This window comes from Kribbella aluminosa, assembly GCF_017876295.1.
GTDB classification, from domain to species: domain Bacteria; phylum Actinomycetota; class Actinomycetes; order Propionibacteriales; family Kribbellaceae; genus Kribbella; species Kribbella aluminosa.
This window is the reverse complement of the sequence record NZ_JAGINT010000002.1, coordinates 3,210,252-3,230,668: the sequence shown is the minus strand read 5'-3', so window position 1 is coordinate 3,230,668 and position 20,417 is coordinate 3,210,252. Positions and strand designations below refer to the sequence as shown.

21 protein-coding genes and 1 tRNA gene are annotated in these 20,417 nt (G+C 69.6%); 7 read left to right on the top strand and 15 right to left on the bottom strand.

The features are described 5' to 3' along the window. Positions 1–74: 74 nt before the first annotated feature. Positions 75–503: an SDR family NAD(P)-dependent oxidoreductase gene (locus JOF29_RS44990; protein ID WP_281067465.1), complete on the top strand. Its 429-nt coding sequence runs from the start codon at positions 75–77 to the stop codon at positions 501–503. An 868-nt stretch (positions 504–1,371) separates the two neighbouring features. Then, positions 1,372–1,911, top strand: coding sequence for a hypothetical protein (locus tag JOF29_RS36650; protein ID WP_209698924.1), 540 nt, complete (start codon positions 1,372–1,374; stop codon positions 1,909–1,911). 42 nt (positions 1,912–1,953) lie between these two features. Here JOF29_RS36650 and JOF29_RS36645 read toward each other — a convergent pair whose 3' ends face one another. Together JOF29_RS36645 and JOF29_RS36640 are read right to left on the bottom strand one after the other, a co-directional pair. Next, positions 1,954–2,412, bottom strand: coding sequence for a hypothetical protein (locus JOF29_RS36645; RefSeq protein WP_209698923.1), 459 nt, complete (start codon positions 2,410–2,412; stop codon positions 1,954–1,956). A gap of 111 nt (positions 2,413–2,523) precedes the next feature. Next, positions 2,524–2,596: transfer RNA gene (locus JOF29_RS36640), tRNA-Ala, on the bottom strand. Between the two features lie 614 nt (positions 2,597–3,210). Between JOF29_RS36640 and JOF29_RS36635 the strand changes: the two genes are divergently transcribed. Then, positions 3,211–4,452, top strand: a complete 1,242-nt coding sequence (locus tag JOF29_RS36635; RefSeq protein ID WP_281067286.1) for an IS110 family RNA-guided transposase — start codon at positions 3,211–3,213, stop codon at positions 4,450–4,452. Positions 4,453–4,690: 238 nt separating this feature from the next. On the opposite strand, the gene JOF29_RS36630 is transcribed toward JOF29_RS36635, so the two are convergent. From JOF29_RS36630 to JOF29_RS44985, 5 genes are all read right to left on the bottom strand, one after another. After that, positions 4,691–5,335 carry a histidine phosphatase family protein gene (locus tag JOF29_RS36630; protein WP_209698922.1) on the bottom strand — a complete coding sequence of 215 codons (645 nt, stop codon included), beginning with the start codon at positions 5,333–5,335 and terminating at the stop codon, positions 4,691–4,693. Continuing rightward, the gene (gene rsfS / locus JOF29_RS36625) at positions 5,332–5,748 is read right to left on the bottom strand and encodes a ribosome silencing factor (RefSeq protein WP_209698921.1); all 417 of its coding nucleotides are present in this window, start codon (positions 5,746–5,748) and stop codon (positions 5,332–5,334) included. The genes JOF29_RS36630 and rsfS overlap by 4 nt, the downstream gene beginning before the upstream one ends. Positions 5,749–5,756: 8 nt before the next feature. Further along, positions 5,757–6,368 carry a nicotinate-nucleotide adenylyltransferase gene (nadD, locus tag JOF29_RS36620; RefSeq protein ID WP_209698920.1) on the bottom strand — a complete coding sequence of 204 codons (612 nt, stop codon included), beginning with the start codon at positions 6,366–6,368 and terminating at the stop codon, positions 5,757–5,759. 36 nt (positions 6,369–6,404) lie between these two features. Next, positions 6,405–6,563 carry a hypothetical protein gene (locus tag JOF29_RS36615; protein WP_209698919.1) on the bottom strand — a complete coding sequence of 53 codons (159 nt, stop codon included), beginning with the start codon at positions 6,561–6,563 and terminating at the stop codon, positions 6,405–6,407. A gap of 99 nt (positions 6,564–6,662) precedes the next feature. Next, positions 6,663–6,791 carry a hypothetical protein gene (locus tag JOF29_RS44985; RefSeq protein ID WP_281067464.1) on the bottom strand — a complete coding sequence of 43 codons (129 nt, stop codon included), beginning with the start codon at positions 6,789–6,791 and terminating at the stop codon, positions 6,663–6,665. A gap of 145 nt (positions 6,792–6,936) precedes the next feature. Between JOF29_RS44985 and JOF29_RS36610 the strand changes: the two genes are divergently transcribed. Then, the gene (locus JOF29_RS36610; protein WP_209698918.1) at positions 6,937–7,386 is read left to right on the top strand and encodes an Lrp/AsnC family transcriptional regulator; all 450 of its coding nucleotides are present in this window, start codon (positions 6,937–6,939) and stop codon (positions 7,384–7,386) included. On the opposite strand, the gene JOF29_RS36605 is transcribed toward JOF29_RS36610, so the two are convergent. Beyond that, on the bottom strand, positions 7,319–8,518 hold the full coding sequence (locus JOF29_RS36605) for an MFS transporter (protein WP_307863871.1): 1,200 nt from the start codon (positions 8,516–8,518) through the stop codon (positions 7,319–7,321). The two genes, JOF29_RS36610 and JOF29_RS36605, sit on opposite strands and share 68 nt — an antisense overlap. An 89-nt stretch (positions 8,519–8,607) precedes the next feature. On the opposite strand from JOF29_RS36605, the gene JOF29_RS45750 reads away from it, so the two are divergent. Further along, positions 8,608–9,471, top strand: a complete 864-nt coding sequence (locus JOF29_RS45750; protein WP_209698917.1) for a winged helix-turn-helix transcriptional regulator — start codon at positions 8,608–8,610, stop codon at positions 9,469–9,471. Here the strand turns inward: JOF29_RS45750 and JOF29_RS36595 are convergent. Continuing rightward, the gene (locus JOF29_RS36595; RefSeq protein WP_209698916.1) at positions 9,458–10,342 is read right to left on the bottom strand and encodes an alpha/beta fold hydrolase; all 885 of its coding nucleotides are present in this window, start codon (positions 10,340–10,342) and stop codon (positions 9,458–9,460) included. The genes JOF29_RS45750 and JOF29_RS36595 overlap by 14 nt on opposite strands. A gap of 66 nt (positions 10,343–10,408) precedes the next feature. On the opposite strand from JOF29_RS36595, the gene JOF29_RS36590 reads away from it, so the two are divergent. Both JOF29_RS36590 and JOF29_RS36585 read left to right on the top strand, forming a co-directional pair. Next, positions 10,409–10,987, top strand: a complete 579-nt coding sequence (locus JOF29_RS36590; protein ID WP_209698915.1) for a PadR family transcriptional regulator — start codon at positions 10,409–10,411, stop codon at positions 10,985–10,987. Next, positions 10,984–11,628, top strand: coding sequence for a 4'-phosphopantetheinyl transferase family protein (locus tag JOF29_RS36585; RefSeq protein ID WP_209698914.1), 645 nt, complete (start codon positions 10,984–10,986; stop codon positions 11,626–11,628). Before JOF29_RS36590 ends, JOF29_RS36585 begins: the two co-directional genes overlap by 4 nt. A gap of 75 nt (positions 11,629–11,703) precedes the next feature. On the opposite strand, the gene JOF29_RS36580 is transcribed toward JOF29_RS36585, so the two are convergent. The 6 genes from JOF29_RS36580 to JOF29_RS36555 form a co-directional block, all read right to left on the bottom strand. Continuing rightward, a complete protein-coding gene (locus tag JOF29_RS36580) occupies positions 11,704–12,948 on the bottom strand; it encodes a glutamate-5-semialdehyde dehydrogenase (RefSeq protein ID WP_209698913.1) in 1,245 nt (414 codons plus the stop codon). 40 nt (positions 12,949–12,988) lie between these two features. After that, positions 12,989–14,101, bottom strand: a complete 1,113-nt coding sequence (gene proB, locus JOF29_RS36575; RefSeq protein WP_209698912.1) for a glutamate 5-kinase — start codon at positions 14,099–14,101, stop codon at positions 12,989–12,991. Between the two features lie 4 nt (positions 14,102–14,105). Then, positions 14,106–15,689, bottom strand: a complete 1,584-nt coding sequence (gene obgE / locus JOF29_RS36570) for a GTPase ObgE (protein ID WP_209698911.1) — start codon at positions 15,687–15,689, stop codon at positions 14,106–14,108. Between the two features lie 112 nt (positions 15,690–15,801). Continuing rightward, on the bottom strand, positions 15,802–16,062 hold the full coding sequence (gene rpmA, locus JOF29_RS36565) for a 50S ribosomal protein L27 (RefSeq protein ID WP_130381076.1): 261 nt from the start codon (positions 16,060–16,062) through the stop codon (positions 15,802–15,804). Between the two features lie 7 nt (positions 16,063–16,069). Next, positions 16,070–16,411 carry a 50S ribosomal protein L21 gene (rplU, locus tag JOF29_RS36560; RefSeq protein WP_209698910.1) on the bottom strand — a complete coding sequence of 114 codons (342 nt, stop codon included), beginning with the start codon at positions 16,409–16,411 and terminating at the stop codon, positions 16,070–16,072. A 195-nt stretch (positions 16,412–16,606) separates the two neighbouring features. Next, positions 16,607–20,290: an Rne/Rng family ribonuclease gene (locus tag JOF29_RS36555; protein ID WP_209698909.1), complete on the bottom strand. Its 3,684-nt coding sequence runs from the start codon at positions 20,288–20,290 to the stop codon at positions 16,607–16,609. Between the last annotated feature and the right edge of the window lie 127 nt (positions 20,291–20,417).

The window sequence follows — 20,417 nt, the reverse complement described above, 5'->3', positions numbered from 1 at the left end:
CCTGGTCAACAACGCCGGCATCGCGACCGGCGCCGCTCTGGTCACCGGCGACCTCGCCGAGGCCCCGCCGAGAGATGGACACGCACTTCTGGGGCACGCTCGACGTGATCCGCGCGTTCAGCCCCGTGCTCGCGGCGAACGGCGGAGGTGCCGTCGTGAACGTGTTGTCGGCACTGTCCTGGTTCGCGGCCCCCGGCACCGGCACGTACTCAGCCGCAAAGGCCGCCGAATGGAACATGACCAACGGCGTACGTCTCGAGCTCGCGGCTCAAGGCACGCTGGTCCAAGGCGTCCTCCTCGGAGCCGCCGACACCGATATCGCGGCCGGATACGACGGCCCCAAGATCCACCCACGCGACGTACCACGCCGCTCACTCGACGGCCTCACCGCGGGGTCGATCGAGGTGATCGTCGACGAATGGACCGCGATGGTAAAGGCCTCACTCGCCGGCGACCCCGCCACCTTCTATACCCGAATCACCGAACTGCTCGACGCAAGCTGAACAAAGCAGCCGCACCATCTCTCTTCGCACGATCGCTCGTCAAAAGCGCCATTGGAGCGGCTTCTCGATCCCGAGGGCAACGCCCCCGCCAGGGCTCACAACAGCAACAAAGGCCCGAACTCCAGCCACGGATCCCCGCTGGCATGAGTTCGGGCATTGTGCACGGGGTGGAGCTTGGCTCAGATCCGTTGGGGGTCAATTGGTTGCTAAGGGCATCGGTTCTCTGTTGGTGTGGGAGTGGAGAACCCCCAGCACGAGTGGATATCGGCTCCTGTGGGTGGTTGCTGTGTTCCGGGCGATGCTGCAGCCGGGTGGTGTGCATTCTCGACAGGAGGTGTCGGCCTGTCGGGCAGTGCACCTGAGCGTGATCGGGATCGCGCGTACAGGGTCTCGCCGGTGCTCTACCTGTCGAACGTCCACACGAACGTCCCGGAAAAGCCGCCTTGGGGAGGATCGCGTTCCGCTCCGGGAGGGCAATCCTCCCCAACCCCGATCCCCTGGCGGGTGATCACGATGGCCCATCGGAGTACCAGCATCGAACTGGGGCTGGAGGGAAGTAGCGTGTCGGCACCCACCCGTCCCCCGGCCACGCGCCGGCCCGGTGCAGATCGTCTTTGTGCAGCGGATCCGCGTGATCAGCGTCCTGGGGCACGGCTCCGGTGCAAGGGTCGTATCGGTGGCCTACGCGGGACGAGGCTCAGGCCCTTATCTACAAGGTGTTTCGCTGATTGGTGGTTGAGTCCGTGGTCTGCCGGCGCGGACCCCGCTGCGGCCCCGTCCGTGGATTCGGTCCACCGCAGTTGACGACCACATGGCAACGGCAGAAAACGAGTGGTACAAGTCTGAGCACGGGGTCACCCTGGATGACATGCAACTCACCTTCCAGCATGATCCGCGCGGTGAGAGTCTCACCCTGATCCGTCGCGCGGACGGCGCAGTGTTCACGCTCTCGTCGTATACGCGCAAGTGGCGCGTACCGCACGACCTCTCGCACGCGGTGGTCGAACGCGAACTCTGCATCGCCGACGGAATCTTCGGCGTGATCGCGGCAGGCGCGGTGTTCTCGAGCATGACCCAGATCGAGGGAAAGAAGCGCCACGACGCCAAGGTCCGCAGCGCCCGCATTCTGAAGGCCGCTAAGGGCGTCGGTATCAGTGAGGCCATCGCGGCAGTCATCCATGAAGCCGTCGAGAAGCGCCAGCCGACGCCGTACGCCGAAGCCCGCGAACGTTGGGGCGTCATCTCGCAGGATCCCTGTCCCTACCTGGACGAAGACATTCATCGCGCCACCACGATTCTGCGCGAACTGGGCGAGCAGTGGAGCGCGAGTCTCCAGCCCCTGGAGTTTCCATGGCCAGCGAAGCTATGCGCCACCGACCCTCAGCGCTCCAGAACCCAAGCGAGTTAGAGCCCGGCACGTGCGAATGTTGCAGCAGGCTGTGAGGCACCGTCACCAGGATTGAGGCGCGGGTACCAGTCGGAGCAGGTAGTCGCCGTTGGAGACTCGCCGTGTCTCCTCGACCGACCAGGGAGCGCGTGTGTCGACCAAGTCGAAAGCCTCCCACTCGTACTCGCCGATGACGACGAGTTCACCACTGAGGATCAACCGGGAGCCGGGCTCGATATCGCGCGCCTGCCCGTCGACCTGCGCCTGGAGCAGGTGACCGTTGACAGTCAGCACCAACTCGACCCCGGCGTGCTGAGGGCCTGCGCCCACGTCTACCTGGAAGTCTCTGGATCTTTCCACTGTGCCCGCCACGACGTAGTCGACCGTCACCGGAGGCGGACTGGCGAGGGGGTCCTTGCGTGGAGCGATTCCCTCGTCTTCCAACGGGTCGACACGCTCCACCGAGCCGAGCACGCGGATGCCGATGTTAGGCAACACCGCACCTGGCACCAGCTCGGGCACCTCTGCATGGTCGGACGAGATCCTGCCCCGAAACCGGTAGTCACTCAGCTAGTAACTCAGGTCATGAAAAAGGCCGGTTCTCCGAGTGGAGAACCGGCCTCTGACCTGCGGTGGAGCTTAGGGGATTCGAACCCCTGACCTCTTCCATGCCATGGAAGCGCGCTACCAACTGCGCCAAAGCCCCGCGGTGTCTTGCGACTCCGAAAGCTTAGCGGATGAGTGGCTGCAAAGAAAAATCGGTTCCTTCGTGGGGCTGGTGTGGTCCAGGACACCTTGGTTTCGGTGGTGTTGGAGGCCTGCCGGTTACAGTACGTCGCTTCTGAAACGCGTGTCTGCCGAGTCTTTGCGGGGTGGCGATGCTAGGTCCGCAGTCGCCGGCTGCGCGGGTCGTACAGGCGTTGTGGATGACTGAACAGGCTGCTGTCGTCGCCCGCATGTGCAGCTCGACAGGAGGTGTTCGCCTGCTGGCGGCTTCGGGCGCTGCCTGCGAGCCGCGCCGCTCGCGCAACCGACGTACACGTCCTAATGAGAGTTATCGGGTCGCCGTCGGGCAGACTCGGTAGCTGGTAGGCCGCCGGTGGGTGAGCACTCTATACGTCCTGGACTTTGAGTCCTGTCGACAGAGCGTGCCCCTGCCGGTGACCGGGAGAGTTGATCGCTGATGGGATGTCGTGCCTGGCCCCGCCGTGCTGTGTGGTGGGTTGCCGTGAGTACTGCTTCATTAGGTCGCTGATGGTTCTCCCGACCGGCTTGCCTGCGGGTGACTGGCTTGATCGAGAGCGGGAGAACTTAGTGAAGTTGTTCGTGGGTGATGACTGGGCCGAGGCGCATCACGATGTGGAGGTGATGGACCCGGCCGGGCGGGTGCTGGCCAAGGCGCGGCTGCCCGAGGGGATGGTGGGGATGGCCCGGCTGCACGCGCTGCTGGCCGAGCAGTTCGCCGCTGTTGATCCCGATGCCGATCTGGACGAGGTCGAGGTGGTGGTCGGGATCGAGACCGATCGGGGGCCGTGGGTGGCCGCGTTGGTGGCCGCGGGCTACCAGGTGTTCGCGGTGAACCCGTTGCAGGCGAAGGCGTACCGCAAACGGCATGCGGTGTCGGGCGCCAAGAGCGACGCGGGCGACGCGCACGTGCTGGCCGACATGGTCCGCACCGATTCCCACCAGCTGCGCACGGTGGCCGGTGACAGCGCCGGGGCCGAGGCGATCAAGGTCGTCACCCGGATGCACAAGACACTGATCTGGGAACGGACCCGCACCACGCAGCGGCTGCGGCACGCGCTGCGCGAGTACTTCCCCGCCGCGCTGGAAGCCTTCGCCGACCTCGACGCGCCCGACACCCTCGAACTACTGGCCAAGGCCCCCGACCCGGCGTCTGCGGCCCGGCTGACCACCGCGCAGATCACCGCGGCGCTCAAACACGCCCGGCGCCGCAAGATCGACGGCATCGACGGCAGGGCCGCGCGGATCCGGGCCGCGCTGCGCGCCGAGCACCTCGGCCAGCCTGCCGTGGTGACTGCCGCCTACGCCGCCTCGACCCGCGCGCTGGTCGCGGTCCTGGTCGTCCTCGATGAGCAGGTCACGACGCTGCAGGGCCAGGTGGAGGCACATTTTGGCCGGCACCCGGCCGCTGAGATCATCGTGTCCCAGCCCGGGCTGGGACCGATCCTCGGCGCCCGGGTGCTCGCAGAGTTCGGCGACGACCCCGAACGGTACGCCTCGGCCAAAGCCCGCAAGAACTACGCCGCGACCAGCCCGATCACCATCTCCTCGGGCAAGAAGAAGGTCGCCCTGGCCCGCTACGTGCACAACGACCGGCTCATCGACGCCCTCATGACCCAGGCCTTCTCCGCGCTCAACACCTCGCCCGGAGCCCGCGCCTACTACGACAAACAACGAGCCCGCGGAGCCGAACACAACCCCGCCCTGCGCCAACTCGCCAACCGGCTCGTCGGCATCCTCCACGGCTGCCTCAAAACCAGCACCCCCTACAACGAAACAACCGCCTGGTCACAACAGGCCGAATTGCTCGCAGCTTGACACCCTTAGCTCCTGGGATGTCTGTCGAGCTGCACTCCCTGCAGTTCCGCCAGCGGAGGCGCTCGCCCGGGTCGAGCAGCGTCGCGAACGCGTTGTCGTCACGAACGGGCTGCCCTGACCGTGCTCCGCGCCGACGGTTGCTTCGCCGGAGGGCGCGCGCCACGGACCACGTCGCGCGCCGCCGGAGGCGACCAACTGACCAGCCGCCGCGGAGCGGTGTGGGCTTTGGGTGGGTTGCTTAGTGCTGGGGGTCGTCGCTCATTACTGGTTCGGGGAGGGAGCCGGCGTTCCACTCTTCTATGCGCCAGCCGTGGCGGCCGGGGAGGAGGGAGACCCAGTTGCAGTTGGAGAGGCCGCCGAAGGCGGCCCAGTTGGATTGGGGGATGCCTAGGAAGACACAGATGCCGACGCGGGCGGCGAGGCCGTGGGTGGCGATGACGATGGTGTCTTCGGCGGTGCCTTCGGTGGAGATGCGGCTGAGGGCGGCGGCGAAGCGGGTGGCTACTTCCTCGACGGTTTCGCCGTTGGTGCCGCGGCGTTGCGGGTCGCCGCTTGCGATGCGGGCTGCGGCTTCCGGGTTGATGGCGGCCAGTTCGGCGGAGGTGAGGCCGGCCCAGTCGTCGACGTCGATCTCGCGGAGTTCCTCGTCGTACTCGATTTTGAGGTCGGTGAGGGAGGCGAGTTCAGCTGCGGTGGCGGCGGCGCGTTGCAGGTCGCTGGCGAACAGGCGGGTGGGGGCGAGGGACGCCAGCCGGGCCGCGGCAGCGCGGGCCTGGGCGATGCCTACCTCGTCGAGGGGGATGTCGGCCTGACCCTGGATCTTGTTCTGGAGGTTCCACTCTGTCCGGCCGTGGCGCCAGACGATCAGCCGACCGGCGGTCATTCAGCCGCGGCCGAGTCCGTGCCGGCAGCGCCGGTCACAGCGCCATCTGGTACGGCGGACGGGAGGGTGATGGCGGGGCAGTCACGCCACAGGCGCTCTAGCGAGTAGAAGGCGCGCTCCTCGTCGTGCTGGACGTGGATGACGATCTCCAGGTAGTCGAGCAGCACCCAGCGTCCCTCGCGCGCGCCCTCGCGGCGTACCGGCTTGGCGTCGAAGTCGACGCGGAGCTTCTCCTCGATGGCGTCGACGATCGCGCGGACCTGGCGGTCGTTGGAGGCGGAGGCGACCAGGAACGCGTCGGTGATCGCGAGCTGCTCCGAGACGTCGAAGGCGAGGACGTTCTCGGCCTTCTTGTCGTGGGCCGCTTCCGCAGCCGCGGTCAGCAGCTCGATGGCGCGTTCACTGGCAGGCATAAAACGTCCTAACGGTTGGTGTAGAGCTCACGCTTGGCGATGTACTGGACGATGCCGTCCGGCACCAGGTACCAGGTCGGGTTGCCCTTGGCGACCCGGGCGCGGCACTCGGTGGAGGAGATCGCCAGCGCCGGCACCTCGAGCAGGGTGATCCGGTCCATCGGCAGCTGGTCCAGCGGCAGCTCGAGGCCCTCGGTCCCCGGCCGGGTACAGCCGACGAACTGGGCGAGCTTGAACGTCTCGTCGACGTCCCGCCAGGTGAGGATCTGGGCGAGCGCGTCGGCGCCGGTGATGAAGAACAGCTCCGCATCCGGGTACAGCCTGGACAGGTCCCGCAGGGTGTCGATCGTGTACGTCGGCCCGGGCCGGTCGATGTCGACGCGGCTGACCGAGAACCGCGGGTTCGACGCGGTCGCGATCACGGTCATCAGGTACCGGTCCTCGGCCGGGGAGACCTTGCGGTCCGACTTCTGCCACGGCTGGCCGGTCGGGACGAAGATCACCTCGTCGAGGTCGAAGTACGACTGCACCTCGCTGGCCGCGACCAGGTGTCCGTGATGGATCGGGTCGAACGTGCCACCCATCACGCCGATCCGTCGTACCCGCTCCACAGAAGCCACGTCAGCCCTTCACGCCATGTGCACAGCGACAGCCGGTCAGCTGTGCGGCCGGCCCTTGCCCATGATGACGGTGACGGCCAGCAGCAGCAGGAACACGACCATCGCGAACCCGCCGAACCACCACTTCGAGATGTGCGAGGCGTTGACGGCGGCCTCGTGTACGACCGCGATCAGCGGCACCAGGTGCGATTGCATGGTGCAGAGCCTATCTCGTGACGGCGGCGACGACAGCGACCGGTGGCCCTACGGCGCACCGGTCGCGGCTGAGGACGGATCAGAACAGCTGAGGTGAGGTCAGCGGTTGCGGGCGGTACGGGTCAGCAGCCGGCGCCAGGTGGACGGCACGGCGTGCGCACGACGCGCCTGCGCCGCGGCGCGGTGCCGCTCGTCGATACGGGCACGGGCAACATCAGGGGTGATCATGGTTCCTTCACTGGGTTGGTACGGCGGGAACCGGGGCGGACTGTCCCCGGTACCTAAAATTGTACGGTAAGCATTACGCTCTCACAAACGAATTGAAGGAACAGAGCATTCCTTGCCTTAGAATCTGCGGTGAACAGGAGAGGTCATGGACGCGATCGACCGGCAGCTGATCGAGGCGCTACGACTGAACGGCCGCTCCAGCTGGGCCGAGCTCGGCCGAGAGGTGGGCCTGTCGGGCCCGAGCGTCCAGGAGCGGGTACGGCGCCTCGAGGAGCGCGGCGTACTGCTCGGCTACCGCGCCGTCGTCGCCCCGGACCAGGTCGGTCTGGGTACCAGCGCGCTGATCGGCCTGTTCCAGCGCGACGACGTGGAGACCGACGACATCGTCGAGCAGGTCCGGGAGATTCCCGCCGTCGAGGACTGCTGGTTCGTCGCCGGCGACCAGGAGCTCGTGGTCAAGGTCCGGGTCGCCGACGTCACCCAGCTCGAGGCGGTCGTCGGCTCACTGCGCCGCGTGAACGGCGTGGTCAGGACGCGGACGACGGTCGTACTGTCGACGCGCTGGGAAGGGCGTCCGGCGCCGTTGCCCGAGTGAGCAGCAGTACGCCGGCAGCGACCAGCGCGAGGGCCGCTGCGACCGGGTAGAGCAGTCGCGGCGCATGCTGGTACGCCGTACCGCCGATCGCCGGGGCGAGGAACATGCCGCTGATCGAGGCAGCCGCGTACAGGCTGGAGTACCGCCCGACCATCCCTTCCGGCGCCGCGTCCGCGACGTGCGCGGTGGCGGTCGGTTTGTAGAGCATCTCCCCCGCGGTCAGCACCACGATCGCCAGCGCCGCCCCGGCAAGCGCCGGCCAGAGGCCGACGATCGCCTGCCCGATGCCGATGAAGGCGAACCCGGCCGCGATCACCCGGGTCGCGCGATGGCCGCGGAGCCGTACGGCGAGCGGCGCCTCGAACAGCACGATCACGACCGAGCTGGCGCCGAGCAGTACGCCGTACGCGACGGCCGGGGTGCCCGCGTCGCGCAGCAGGAGCGGCAGCGTGGCGAAGATCTGGCGGTAGACGGTGTCGACGACAACGATCGTCGCGAGCACGACCAGGACCGGGCGGTCGCGGAGGACGGACGTCCACAATCCGGTTGTCGACAATCCTCTGGTCCCGCGGGCGTTCGGCACCCAGCGCCAGATGATCGCGGCCATCACCAGGCTGGTGACGGCGTCGACGAAGAAGACCAGCGAGAAGTCGTACGTCGCGAGCAGACCGCCGAGCGGTGGACCGATGGTGAAGCCCGCATTCGTCGCGGTGCGGGACAGCGCGATCCCTTCACGGCGGCGTTCCGCGGGCAGCGAGATCGCGACCAGCGCGCTGAGGTTCGGGCGGCCGGCGCCGCCGAACAGGCCGGCCAGCGCCGCGACGACCGCGATCGACGGGCCCGGCGCGAACGGCATCGCGGTACAGCTGACCGCCCACAGCAACTGGCTCGCGAGCGCCGTCGTCCGCAGGCCGAACCGGTCGCCGAACCAGCCGCCGCCGAGGTTGCCGCCGACCAGCCCGACGCCGTACGCCGCCGCGGCGAAGCCGGCCTGCTGCGCCGACATGCCGCGGTCCTCGACCAGGTACAGCGTCAGGTAGACCCAGGCGAGCGCACCGGCGCCGTTGACCAACTGACCGGCCATCACCGCCTTCATCCAGGTGGGCAGCTCCGCGATCCGGCGCCAGTACACGTCCGTCCCCCTGCGGTAGAGTGAGTTCCTGTTGGGAACTTACTCGACCCGACGACCGGGCAGCAACTGGAATCGAAGGGGTACGGATCGTGCGGCGGAGCAGCTTCTCGCCCGAGCCGGACTGCGCGATCGCGCAGTCCCTCGGCGTCATCGGCGACGGCTGGGAACTGCTGATCGTCCGCGATCTGGCCCGCGGGCTGTCCAGGTTCGACGAGCTCGCGGGAGCACTGCACATCTCGCGGAAGGTGCTGACCGAGCGGCTGAACGGCCTGGTCGACAGTCGGATTGTCGACAAGGTCGCGTACCAGGACCGGCCGACCCGGTACGCGTACCAGCTGACGCCGCGTGGGCGAGCCCTCCTGCCCGTGCTCGTCGCCCTGCAGGACTGGGGTGACCGCTGGCTGCTCGGCGATGGCTCGCTCACCGGGACGAACGCCGAGGACGAGCCGCCGGCCCAACGTCTGCACGAGCTGGTCGGACACCACGTGCCGTACGTCGAACTGCCGTCGACCGCTGGTAGGACTGTCGACATTCTGGATGTCGACAGTCGCGCGACCGTGCTGTTCGGCTACCCCGCGACCGGACGGCCGACGCCGCTGCCGGACGGGTGGGACGACATCGACGGGACGACCGGCTGCACGCTGGAGAACCGGCTCTTCGCCGGGCGGTACGGCGAGTTCACGGATCAGCGGATCGCCGTGCGTGGAGTGAGTACGCAGCGGCCCGACGAGCAGCGGGCGTTCGCTGAGGCGGAGGACATCCCACACCTGCTGCTGTCCGACCTCGAGCTGGAACTGGCGGCGGCGCTGCGGTTGCCGACGTTCCGGGCCGGCGGGTACGAGCGGTTGAAGCGGTTCGTGCTGATCGTCGGCGCGGACCGCGTCGTGCAGGCGGTGCGGTACCCGGTGACGGACATCGCGGAGGCGGTCGACTGGGCGTTCAGGACCGCTTGAGGAAGGCCTTCACCTCGGCGGCGATCCGCCGTACCGCTTCCGGCTTGCCGGCCGGGTTGACGCCGCCGGGATCCGACGCCGCGCCGTGGTCGTAGCCGTCGAACTCGATCCGGCGGACGTTCGGCAGGACCTTCTCCAGGGTGTCCCGGCCGGGCTGCAGGCCGCGGAGTCCCTTCGTGCCGCCGAGCAGCAGTACGTCGGCGTCGACCGTCCTGAACTTCTCGAAGGTGCCGCCGAGCTCGGCGACGATCGTGCCCTCGGCGTGGATCGTCGGCGCGAGATCACGGAGCAGGACCGCGCCGTCGGCGGCCTGGCGCGCGTCCTTGGCCAGCATCTTCTCGGTGGCCCACCGAAGCACGCCGCGGGGCACCACCTTGAGGAACCCGGGCGCCAGCTCGAAGCCGAACATGCTCGTCACCATCGCGCCGGCGATGTCGCCGCGGGCGATCTGCTGGTCGAAACGAGCGAGCCACTCGCGGTGCGGGGCGCCGTCCGCGACGAGCGCCGGCTCGTAGAGCGCGACCTGCTTCAGGGACGACAGCGTCCGCGCGGCCTCGAGCACGACCGCTCCCCCGGCGCTGATGCCGAACGCGCGCTCAGCTCCGGCCACGGTGAGTACGGCGTCCAGGTCCTCGACCTCCGTACGAACGCCGTGGTCCGGCCGGTGCGGGCCGGAAAGACCGCGACCGCGGCGGTCCGGGAGGTAGACGGTGAACTCGTCGGCCAGCTCCTGCGCGAACAGGGTGTGGCTGGTCGCCGATTCCATACTGCCGTGCAGCACGACGACGGCCGGGCCTCGGCCGGTCTTGTAATAGCCGATCTCGGTGCCGTCGCGAGAGGTGACGGCACCTTGGGTCAGGTCTGCGCTCATGGATCGATAGTTACATAGCGGCTAGTTGCATTGCAACTAGTTTCTTTGAACCCTTACAGTGAGGGGGTGACTTTTCGACGCTCGACGCTGGCGATGGCGATCCTCGGGTTGCTGGAGAACGGTCCGCTGCATCCGTACGGGATCCAGCGGCTGATCAAGCAGTGGGGCAAGGACCAGGTGGTGAACGTCGGCCAGCGGACCAGCCTGTACCGGATGATCGTGCGGCTGGAAGAGGCCGGGCTGATCGCGGCCGGCGCGACCGAGCGGGACGAACGGTATCCGGAGCGAACGGTCTACCACCTGACAGACGCGGGGCGGGAGGTGTGCCGGGAGTGGTTGTCGGAGATCCTGACGACGCCGCGGAACGAGTTCCCGGAGTTCCCGGCGGGGCTGTCGTTCGTGATGCTGCTGCCACCGGAGACCGCGGGTGAGTTGCTGGCACGGCGGCGGGAGTTGCTGACGCGGCGGATCGCGGAGCTGCGGCGGGAGCTGGAGGCGACAGTGGACGGGCAGCCGATCCCCCGGTTCGCGCTGCTGGAGACGGAGTACCAGGTCGCGGTCACGGTCGCCGAGGCCGAATGGATCGACGGCGTACTGCGCGAACTGCGGTCGGGCACGCTCACCTGGAAGCCCGGTCCGGTATGACCGCGCCGGTTGTCGAGGTGTGGTGGGCGGGCGTCGATCAAGCCCGGGACGAGTTCGAGCGCGATCTGGACGAGGTCGAGCGCGGCCGGCTGGCGGCGTACGTACGGGATGTCGACAAGGCGCGGTTCCTGCTCGGCGTGACGATCGTCCGGCGGGCGCTGGCGCGGCGCCTTTCGTTGCCCGCAGCAAACATTCTGCTGGACAGAACGTGCCCGGAGTGCGGGAAGCCGCACGGGAAGGTGCGAGCCTCCGGAGGGGTCGAGCTGTCGGTGACGCATTCCGGAGATCTCGTCGGAGTCGCCTTCGCGGATCGCCCGGTGGGGCTCGACGTCGAGCGGATCGATCCAGCGGTGGACGTGGACGCGGTGGCCCGGATCGCACTGACGGCCGACGAGGTCCGCGACCTGTCCAGGTACGACGGGATCGCGAAGCTGTCCGCTTTCACGACGTACTGGACCCGGAAAGAAGCCGTCGTCAAGGCGACCGGCGAAGGCCTACGCGGCGATCTCCGCGCGGCAGCACCCCGCGGCATTCAACTGCTGGAGCTGGACGCCGGCCCCGACCACCGGGCCGCCCTCGCCGTCACGTCGGCCGAGCCGCCCGTCGTCCACATCCACGACGCGACCCACCTCCTGAGCTGACCGGTCACACACCGTGAGGCGGTTCCGCCTGCAGCCCGCTGAACACCTGGTACGGCGCTGCGGCAGGCGCGTCGCTCAGGTGCGGATCTGGCCCTCGCCGGTGACGACGTACTTCGTCGACGTCATCTCCGGCAACCCCATCGGGCCGCGGGCGTGCAGCTTCTGGGTGGAGATCCCGATCTCGGCGCCGAAGCCGAACTCGCCGCCGTCGGTGAACCGGGTGCTCGCGTTCACCACCACCGCTGCCGAGTCGACCGCCTGCGTGAACCGCCGCGCCGCCGCCTGCGAACGGGTGATGATCGCGTCGGTGTGACCCGAGCTGTACCGGCGGATGTGCTGCACCGCGTCCTCGAGCGAGTCGACCACCGCGGCCGAGAGGTCGAGCGAGTTGTACTCCGTCCCGAAGTCCTCCTCGGTCGCCGCCACCACATCCTTGCCAGCAGCAACGACCGTCGGATCGCCGTGCACCGTCACGCCGGCCGCGGCCAGCGCGGGCAACGCCCGGCCGAGGAACTCGTCGGCCACCGACGCGTGCACCAGCAGCGACTCGGCGGCGTTGCAGACGCTCGGGCGCTGGGTCTTCGAGTTCAGCAGGATCTCCAGGCCGAGGTCCAGGTCCGCGTCCGCGTCGATGTACACGTGGCAGTTGCCGACGCCGGTCTCGATCACCGGCACCGAGGACTCGCTCACGACGGTCTGGATCAGCCCGGCGCCGCCGCGCGGGATCAGTACGTCGACCAGGCCGCGCGCCTGCATCAGTTCCTTCACGGCGGCCCGATCGGTCGGCACACCCTGTACGACGTCGGCGGGCAGACCGGTCGACTCGGCGGCGTCCCGCAGTACGGCGATGATCGCCTCGTTGGACGCGGCCGCCGACGACGAACCGCGCAGCAGCACCGCGTTGCCGGACTTCAGGCAGATGCCGGCGGCGTCGGCGGTGACGTTCGGCCGGGCCTCGTAGATGATCCCGACCACGCCGAACGGCACGCGCACCTGGCGGAGCTCGAGCCCGTTCGGCAGGGTGTACCCGCGGACAACCTCGCCGACCGGATCCGCCAGACCGGCGAGCTGTTCCAGCCCGGCCGCCATCGCGTCGACCCGCGACGGGTTCAGCTCCAGCCGGTCCACGGTCGACTCCGGCGTACCGGCCCCGCGCGCGGCCGCCACGTCCTTCGCGTTCGCCGCGACGATCGCGTCGGTGTTCGCCCGCAGCGCGGCCGCCATCGCGTGCAGCGCCCAGTCCTTCGTCGCCCGGGACGCCTCCGCCAGGGCATACGAAGCAACCCGCGCACGCCGCGCCAACTCGATGATCTCGCTCACTTCGCCATCCTAGGTCGGTTGTCGTGCTTGCGAACCTGCTTCACAGCAGGACCAGGTCGTCGCGGTGTACCACTTCGCGTTCGTACGCCGCTCCGAGCTCGCGGGCGAGGTCCCGGGTCGAACGTCCGAGCAGCTCCGGCAGCTCGGACGCGTCGTAGTTCACCAGCCCGCGGGCGATCGTCACGCCGGACGGCGACACCAGATCGACCGGGTCACCCGCGGAGAAAGTCCCTTCAACAGCGGAGATCCCAGCCGGGAGCAACGACGCCCGGCGCTGGGTGAGCGCCCGTACGGCGCCGTCGTCCAGCCGCAGGATGCCCTGCCCGGACGTCGCGTGCGCGAGCCACAGCAACCGCGTCTTCCGCCGCTTGCCCGTGGGATGGAACAGCGTGCCGACCGCCTCACCGCGCAGCGCCTCGCCGACCCGGGCCGCCGACGTCAGGATCACCGGAATCCCTGCCTCGGTGGCGATTCCGGCCGCCTCGACCTTCGTCTGCATCCCGCCGGTGCCGACCCCGGACGCCCCGGACTTCCCGAGCGCGAGCGGTTCGAGGTCGGCGGCGCCGCGGATCTCGGTCACCATCGACGTACCTGGTTTGCGCGGGTCCCCGTCGTACAGGCCGTCGACGTCGGACAGCAGCAGCAACAGGTCGGCGTGCACGAGATGACTGGTCAGCGCGGCCAGCCGGTCGTTGTCGCCGAAGCGGATCTCGGTGGTCGCGACCGTGTCGTTCTCGTTCACGATCGGTACGACGCCGAGCTCGAGCAACCGCGCGAACGTCCGGAAGGCGTTGCGGTAGTGCGATCGGCGCGTGACGTCGTCGACGGTCAGCAGCACCTGCCCGACCCGCAGTCCGTGCGCGGCGAAGGCATCGCTGTACCTCGCCATCAGCAGGCCCTGCCCGACCGACGCGGCCGCCTGCTGCGTCGCCAGGTCCCGCGGCCGGGACCGCAGCCCCATCGGTGCGAGCCCGGCGGCGATCGCGCCGGACGACACCAGGACGACCTCGGTCCCCTCGACCCGCCGCGCCGCGATGGCGTCGACGAGCAGGCGGAGTCGTTCCAGGTCGATCCTGCCGCGCTGGGTCAGCGACGACGAGCCGACCTTGACGACGATTCGGGTGGCGTCGGACGCCTCCGCGCGATGGTTCATGAAATCAACCGTTCTGGTCGAGTTCCTCCGCCGCGGCCCGCTCGCGCGCTTCCTTGCGCGCCTGCTTCGCCACAGCCTCTGCCGCTCGCTTCGACTCGGCCGGGGACAGGTCGACCTCGTCGACCGCCCAGCCGTGCCCATGCTCCGACCATTCCTCGGACCGCTCGCCCTCGCGGAACGCGTGGTACTCCGAGTCCTTCGCCCGCCGCCGCTGCTCCGCCGGACGAACCTCCTCGAGCCGGTGGTCCTCACCGCGCCGGGCCAGGATCTCGGCGCCGGCCTGGACGTCGGGCGCGAAGTCGAAGACGATCGCGTTCGGACCGTCGCCGATCACGACCGCGTCGCCCGGCCGCGCACCGAGCTTGAGCAGCTCGTCCTCGACGCCGAGCCGGTTCAGCCGGTCCGCGAGGTAGCCGGTCGCCTCCGCGTTCGCGAAGTCGGTCTGCTTCACCCAGCGCTCGGGCTTCTGGCCCTGCACCAGCCAGCCGCCCTCGTCCGGCAGCTGCTTCACCTTGAACTCGGGCCCGCCATGCACCCGCGGCCGGATCACGATCCGCGTGGTGTCGGGCTTCTCCGCCTCCGCACGACGGCGTAGGACGATGTCCGCCATCGCGAACTTCAGCGCCTCGAGGCCCTCGTGCGAGGCGGTCGAGATCGGGAACACCCGGTACCCGCGCTCCTCCAGCTCGGCCTGCACCATCTCGGCGATCTCGCGGGCGTCCGGTACGTCGATCTTGTTCAGGGCAACGAGTCGCGGCCGGTCCTCGAGCCCGCCGTGCGCCCGCAGCTCGGCCTCGATCGTGTCCAGGTCGCTCAGCGGGTCGCGGCCCGGCTCGTACGTCGCGCAGTCGATGACGTGGACGAGCGCCGCGCAGCGCTCCACGTGCCGCAGGAAGTCGTGCCCGAGGCCGCGGCCCTCGCTGGCGCCCTCGATCAGCCCCGGTACGTCGGCGACCGTGAACGTGGTGTCGCCGGCGACCACGACGCCGAGGTTCGGGATCAGGGTGGTGAACGGGTAGTCGGCGATCTTCGGGCGGGCGCGGCTGATCGCGGCGATCAGCGACGACTTGCCCGCGCTCGGGAACCCGACCAGGCCGATGTCCGCGACGACCTTCAGCTCCAGGACGAGCGTGCGCTCCTCGCCGTCCTCGCCGAGCAGCGCGAACCCGGGCGCCCGGCGGGTGCTGCTCGCCAGCGCCGCGTTCCCGAGGCCGCCCTTGCCGCCCTGCGCGGCGATGAACTCGGCTCCCGGGCCGACGAGGTCGGCGAGCAGCTCGCCGTTCGCCGTGCTGATCACCGTGCCGTCCGGGACGCCGAGGACCACGTCGCCGCCGTTGCTGCCGGCCTGGTGGTCACCCTTGCCCTGGGCACCGTTCGTCGCGGTGCGGTGGCTGGAACGGTGGTAGTCGACGAGCGTGGTCACGTCCGGGTCGACGCGCAGGATCACGCTGCCGCCGTCACCGCCGTTCCCGCCGTCGGGACCGCCGAGCGGCTTGAACTTCTCCCGGTGCACCGAGGCGCAGCCGTTCCCGCCGCGGCCCGCGGCGACCTGCACCGTGACACGGTCGACGAAACTAGGGATGGCCATCGGTGTTCTCTACTTCCTGCAGGAGCCAAGTACTACTGAGACAGCAAAAGGGCGGGTGCGCGGTATTCCGCGACCCGCCCTTGTGCAGAGCTTCGTGAACCGGGTGGCGGTGTTACTCCGCCGGAGCCGGGACGATGTTGACGACGCGGCGGCCGCGCCGGGTGCCGAACTCCACGTGGCCCTCGGCCAGCGCGAACAGCGTGTCGTCGCCGCCACGGCCGACCAGGTTGCCCGGGTGGAAGTGGGTGCCGCGCTGCCGGACGATGATCTCGCCGGCGTTCACGAGCTGACCGCCGTACCGCTTCACGCCGAGCCGCTGCGCGTTGGAGTCACGACCGTTGCGGGTCGAGGCCGCGCCCTTTTTGTGTGCCATGTCTTGATCAGCTCCCACTCTTTGCCGAAGAAGACAGCTTCTTGGCGTCGATCGCGGTGACCTTGACCTGGGTGTAGTGCTGACGGTGCCCCTGGCGCTTGCGGTAACCGGTCTTGTTCTTGTACTTGAGGATGTGGATCTTGGGGCCCTTGGTACGGCCGAGGACCTCGGCCGACACAGCCACGTTGGCCAGCGCCGCAGCGTCGGCCGTCACGGTGTCGCCATCGACGACGAGGACCGCCGGCAGAGCGACGATGTCGCCCACCTTTTCGGTCAGGCTGTCGATCTCGATGACATCGCCGACGGCGACCTTCTGCTGGGTGCCGCCACTGCGCACGATCGCGTACACCGTGGATCTCACTCTCTGCTGGATCGGAAAACTTACAATCGCGACGGTGTGAAGATTCCTCACACATTCACGGTTAGGCAAAGGTTCGGTGCGCACTCGGCGCACCGAACCACAAGCTTACAACCCCGGGTCGGTAAATCCGAAATCGGTGCTGCTGTGCCGAGCGCCCCGCAGTAGGCGGGGAATTGCCAGACACTAACTGCCGGTGGTGACGAGCTCGGACGGCTCGGTGGTTTCACCCTCGGTAGCGGCCTTGCTCCGGCTCCGGCTGCTCCGCCGCCGCCGGGTGCTCTTCGACGCACCGTTCTGCGCCGCCTCGTCCGGCTCCGGCGCGTCCGTGGAGGTCTCGGAGCTCGGGAAACCGGTCGCTTCCGGGCTGACGTGGTCCTCGGTGTCGGCGGAGACCGGGTAGCCGGTGGGTTCCGGCGTACCGGCGTCCGTCTCGTCCTTCTTCACCGAGGCGGCCGCGATCTGGGCCAGTCGCTGCGCGGCGTCGCCGTTGTGCTGCGTCGCCTCCGCCTCGGCCGCCTGCTCGTCGTCGCCACGGTTCTTGCCGCGGCGGCGGCGCGAGGTCTTCCGGCCGCCCTCGTCGGGCTGCGCGGCCTTGGCCGGCTCCTGAGCGTTCGGCTGACCGTTCCCGGTGCCGTTCTGGCCGTTGGTACGGCCGTCGCGGCGGCGGGACTCCTTCGGCTCGTCGTGCAGGATCAGCCCACGCCCACCGCAGTGGTCGCAGTTCTCGCTGAACGCCTCGAGCAGTCCGGTACCGATCCGCTTCCGGGTCATCTGGACCAGGCCGAGCGAGGTCACCTCGGCGACCTGGTGCTTGGTCCGGTCGCGGCCCAGGCACTCGACGAGCCGGCGCAGTACGAGATCCCGGTTCGACTCCAGCACCATGTCGATGAAGTCGATCACGATGATGCCGCCGATGTCGCGGAGCCGGAGCTGCCGGACGATCTCCTCGGCCGCCTCCAGGTTGTTCTTGGTGACGGTCTCCTCGAGGTTGCCGCCGGAACCGGTGAACTTGCCGGTGTTCACGTCGACCACCGTCATCGCCTCGGTCCGGTCGATGATCAGCGAACCGCCCGACGGCAGCCAGACCTTGCGGTCCAGGGCCTTCTTGATCTGCTCGTCGATCCGGTAGTTCGCGAAGACGTCGTTGTCGCCGGCCCACTTCTCGACCCGGTCGGCCAGGTGCGGCGCGACGCCCTCGACGTACTCCCGGACCTGGTCGTACGCACGGTCGCCGGAGATCACCAGCTTCGCGAAGTCCTCGGTGAACAGGTCCCGTACGACGCGGATCAGCAGGTCGGGCTCGCCGTACAGCAGCTGCGGCGCCTGGCCGTTCTTGGACTTCTTGTCGATCTCCTCCCAGGCGGCCTGCAGGCGGCTGACGTCGGCGGTCAGCTCCTCCTCCGAGGCCCCCTCGGCGGCGGTCCGGACGATCACGCCGGCCTCGTCGGGGACGATGTCCTTGAGTATCGTCTTCAGCCGGTTCCGCTCGGTGTCGGGGAGCTTGCGGCTGATACCGCCGTTGCCGCCGCGCGGTACGTACACGACGTACCGGCCGGGCAGGCTGATCTGGTTCGTCAGGCGGGCGCCCTTGTGGCCGATCGGGTCCTTCGTCACCTGGACCAGGACCGCCTGACCGGACTTCAGCACCTGCTCGATCTTGCGCGGACCGTTGGCGCCACCAAGGGTTCCCCAGTCGACCTCACCGGCGTACAGCACCGCGTTGCGGCCCTTGCCGATGTCGATGAACGCGGCTTCCATGCTGGGCAGCACGTTCTGCACGCGGCCGAGGTACACGTTGCCGATCAGCGAGGACTGCTCGGCCGTCGTCACGTAGTGCTCGACCAGGACGTTGTCCTCGGAGACCGCGATCTGGGTCAGGTCGTCGCGGGACCGGATCACCATCGTCCGATCGACCGACTCGCGGCGGGCCAGGAACTCGGCCTCGGTCACGATCGGCGCGCGGCGACGGCCGGCGGCGCGACCTTCGCGGCGGCGCTGCTTCTTCGCCTCCAGGCGGGTCGAGCCCTCGACCGCGGTGATCTCGTTCGCGGTGTTCTTGCTGCGCGGTTCGCGAACCCGTACGACGGTCTCGTCCGGGTCGTCCGCGGACGTGGCGCTGTCCTCGCCCTTACGGCGGCGACGGCGGCGGCGCCGGCGCGACGATCCGCCCGCGGCGTCCTCGTCGTCGGAGTCGGCCGTACCGTCGTGGTCGGCGTCGTCCGCCTGCGCGTCGGACTCCTCGTCCTGCTCGTCGTCGTTCTGCTCGTCGGCGCTGTCGTCCGCACCGTCCGCGTCACCGGACTTGCGACGACGACGTCCACCCCGGCGACGCCGCCGGCGACGAGTCCCCTCGCCACCTTCGTCGCCGTCCTCACCGTGAGCGTCCGCCTCCTCGGCGTCAGCCTCCCCGTCGACGCGCGAGTCGTCGTCGTCGGCATCAGCAGCACGCCCGCCGGCGCGGTTGCCCGCGCGACCGTCGGCACGGTTGTCGGTACGAGCGTCCGCGGCGCTGTCGGTACGCCCGTCAGCGCGGTTGTCGGTGCGGGCGTCGGCGGCGCTGTCGGTGCGGGTGTCCGTGCTGCTGTCGGTGGGGTCGCCGGCCGGGTCGTCGGTGCGGGTGGCGCGGTTGCCCCGGCCGCCGGCGCGGTTCGAGCGGCGGCCGCCGCGCGTGCTGGTGCCGTCGGCTGCCGCCTCGGCGGTCTCGTCGGTCGCGCTTGCTGCCTGCGGCTGCGCGTCATCCGCGGCGGCCTCGGTCTCGCGGGCCTCCGCGTCACGACCTCGGCGGCTGCGGCGACGGCGGGTGCCGGTCGGCTGCTCGTCGGCGCCGGGCTCCTGGGCGGACGCCGCCGGCACCGCGGCCGCCTCGTCCTCCGTCAGTTCCTCAGCGTTCTTCGGTACGTCGGCGGGAGCCTGGAACAGCACGGCCGCCGGAGCGGGCCGACGCCGGCTCCGCCGGGTGGTGCCTGACGCCTCGCCGTCCGCGTTGGAGGCACTGGAGCCATCCGAACCACCGTCCGCGGCTGCGGAGGCGCTCGCCTGCCTGGCGTTCGCGGATCCACGGCCGCGCGTCTGCCGGGCGTTCGCGCGGGCGCTCGGCTGCTCGGCACCCGTGGACGCGGTGGCGTTCGCCTGCTCCGCGCCCGTGGACGCGGAGGCGCCCGGCTGCTGGGTGTCCGTGGATGCGGTGGCGGCCGCTCGGGGGGTGCCGTCGGTCGCCGGGTCGGCGGTCTTCGTCGTACGGCGGCGGGACGTGCGCTTGCGGGCGGGCGACTCGGCGGCAGCCTGCTCGGCGCCGGCAGCGGACGCGCTCCCGGCGGCAGGTGCGCTCGCCGCGGTCGCTGCGCCTGCAGTGGTCACTGCACCGGAATTAGCCGCTGCGCCTGAATTGGTCGCAGCACCGGCGGCCGGCGACGCCTGGGCGTCGGCGGAGGTCTGCGTGGCGGCCGGTGTGTCGGCGGGGGCCGCGAAGGGGGCGGCAGCCTTCTTCGCGGTACGTTTGCGGGTGGTTTGCTTCGCCGCGGCGGGGGCCTCGGTAGGCTCCGGGGTTTCGGTGACGTCCAGGAGGGATTCCTGGGCGGCAGCGGCCTTCTTCGCCGGGCGCTTGGCGGTCGTCTTGGCGGTCGCCGTCTTGGCGGCGGCCTTCTTCGCCGGCGCCTTCGCGACGGCCTTTTTGGCCGTCTTCTTCGCCGGGGTGGCGTCCGCGGCCGGTTCGGCGGCGGGCTCCGGCTCGGCGATCTTCTTGACCGCGCGCTTGCGCGTCGTGGTGGTCTTCTTCGCAGCCGCCGTCTTCTTGGTGGTTCTGCGGGCGGCGGGCTGGGCGGCGGCAGCCGTGCCGGCTGCTTCGGTGGTCGGCTCGTTGTCGAGCATGTAGTGCGGTCTCCTCAAGCCTTGCGGCGCATCCCCGACCCCTGTCACGGGTCCCGGGCGCCGGCCGTAAGGCGGTCACGGTTCGCCACACCTGGCCGTGGATACTGCACGGGCCGGGGCGTAGCGG

Bases quoted from the DNA above. Each gene is read 5' to 3' on its own strand.
- JOF29_RS44990 (WP_281067465.1), top strand. From the start codon at position 75: ATGGACACGCACTTCTGGGGCACGCTCGACGTGATCCGCGCGTTCAGC.
- JOF29_RS36650 (WP_209698924.1), top strand. From the start codon at position 1,372: ATGCAACTCACCTTCCAGCATGATCCGCGCGGTGAGAGTCTCACCCTG.
- JOF29_RS36630 (WP_209698922.1), bottom strand. From the start codon at position 5,335: ATGACCGCCGGTCGGCTGATCGTCTGGCGCCACGGCCGGACAGAGTGG.
- rsfS (WP_209698921.1), bottom strand. From the start codon at position 5,748: ATGCCTGCCAGTGAACGCGCCATCGAGCTGCTGACCGCGGCTGCGGAA.
- JOF29_RS36615 (WP_209698919.1), bottom strand. From the start codon at position 6,563: ATGCAATCGCACCTGGTGCCGCTGATCGCGGTCGTACACGAGGCCGCC.
- JOF29_RS44985 (WP_281067464.1), bottom strand. From the start codon at position 6,791: ATGATCACCCCTGATGTTGCCCGTGCCCGTATCGACGAGCGGCACCGC.
- JOF29_RS36610 (WP_209698918.1), top strand. From the start codon at position 6,937: ATGGACGCGATCGACCGGCAGCTGATCGAGGCGCTACGACTGAACGGC.
- JOF29_RS36595 (WP_209698916.1), bottom strand. From the start codon at position 10,342: ATGAGCGCAGACCTGACCCAAGGTGCCGTCACCTCTCGCGACGGCACC.
- JOF29_RS36585 (WP_209698914.1), top strand. From the start codon at position 10,984: ATGACCGCGCCGGTTGTCGAGGTGTGGTGGGCGGGCGTCGATCAAGCC.
- proB (WP_209698912.1), bottom strand. From the start codon at position 14,101: ATGAACCATCGCGCGGAGGCGTCCGACGCCACCCGAATCGTCGTCAAG.
- obgE (WP_209698911.1), bottom strand. From the start codon at position 15,689: ATGGCCATCCCTAGTTTCGTCGACCGTGTCACGGTGCAGGTCGCCGCG.
- rpmA (WP_130381076.1), bottom strand. From the start codon at position 16,062: ATGGCACACAAAAAGGGCGCGGCCTCGACCCGCAACGGTCGTGACTCC.
- JOF29_RS36555 (WP_209698909.1), bottom strand. From the start codon at position 20,290: ATGCTCGACAACGAGCCGACCACCGAAGCAGCCGGCACGGCTGCCGCC.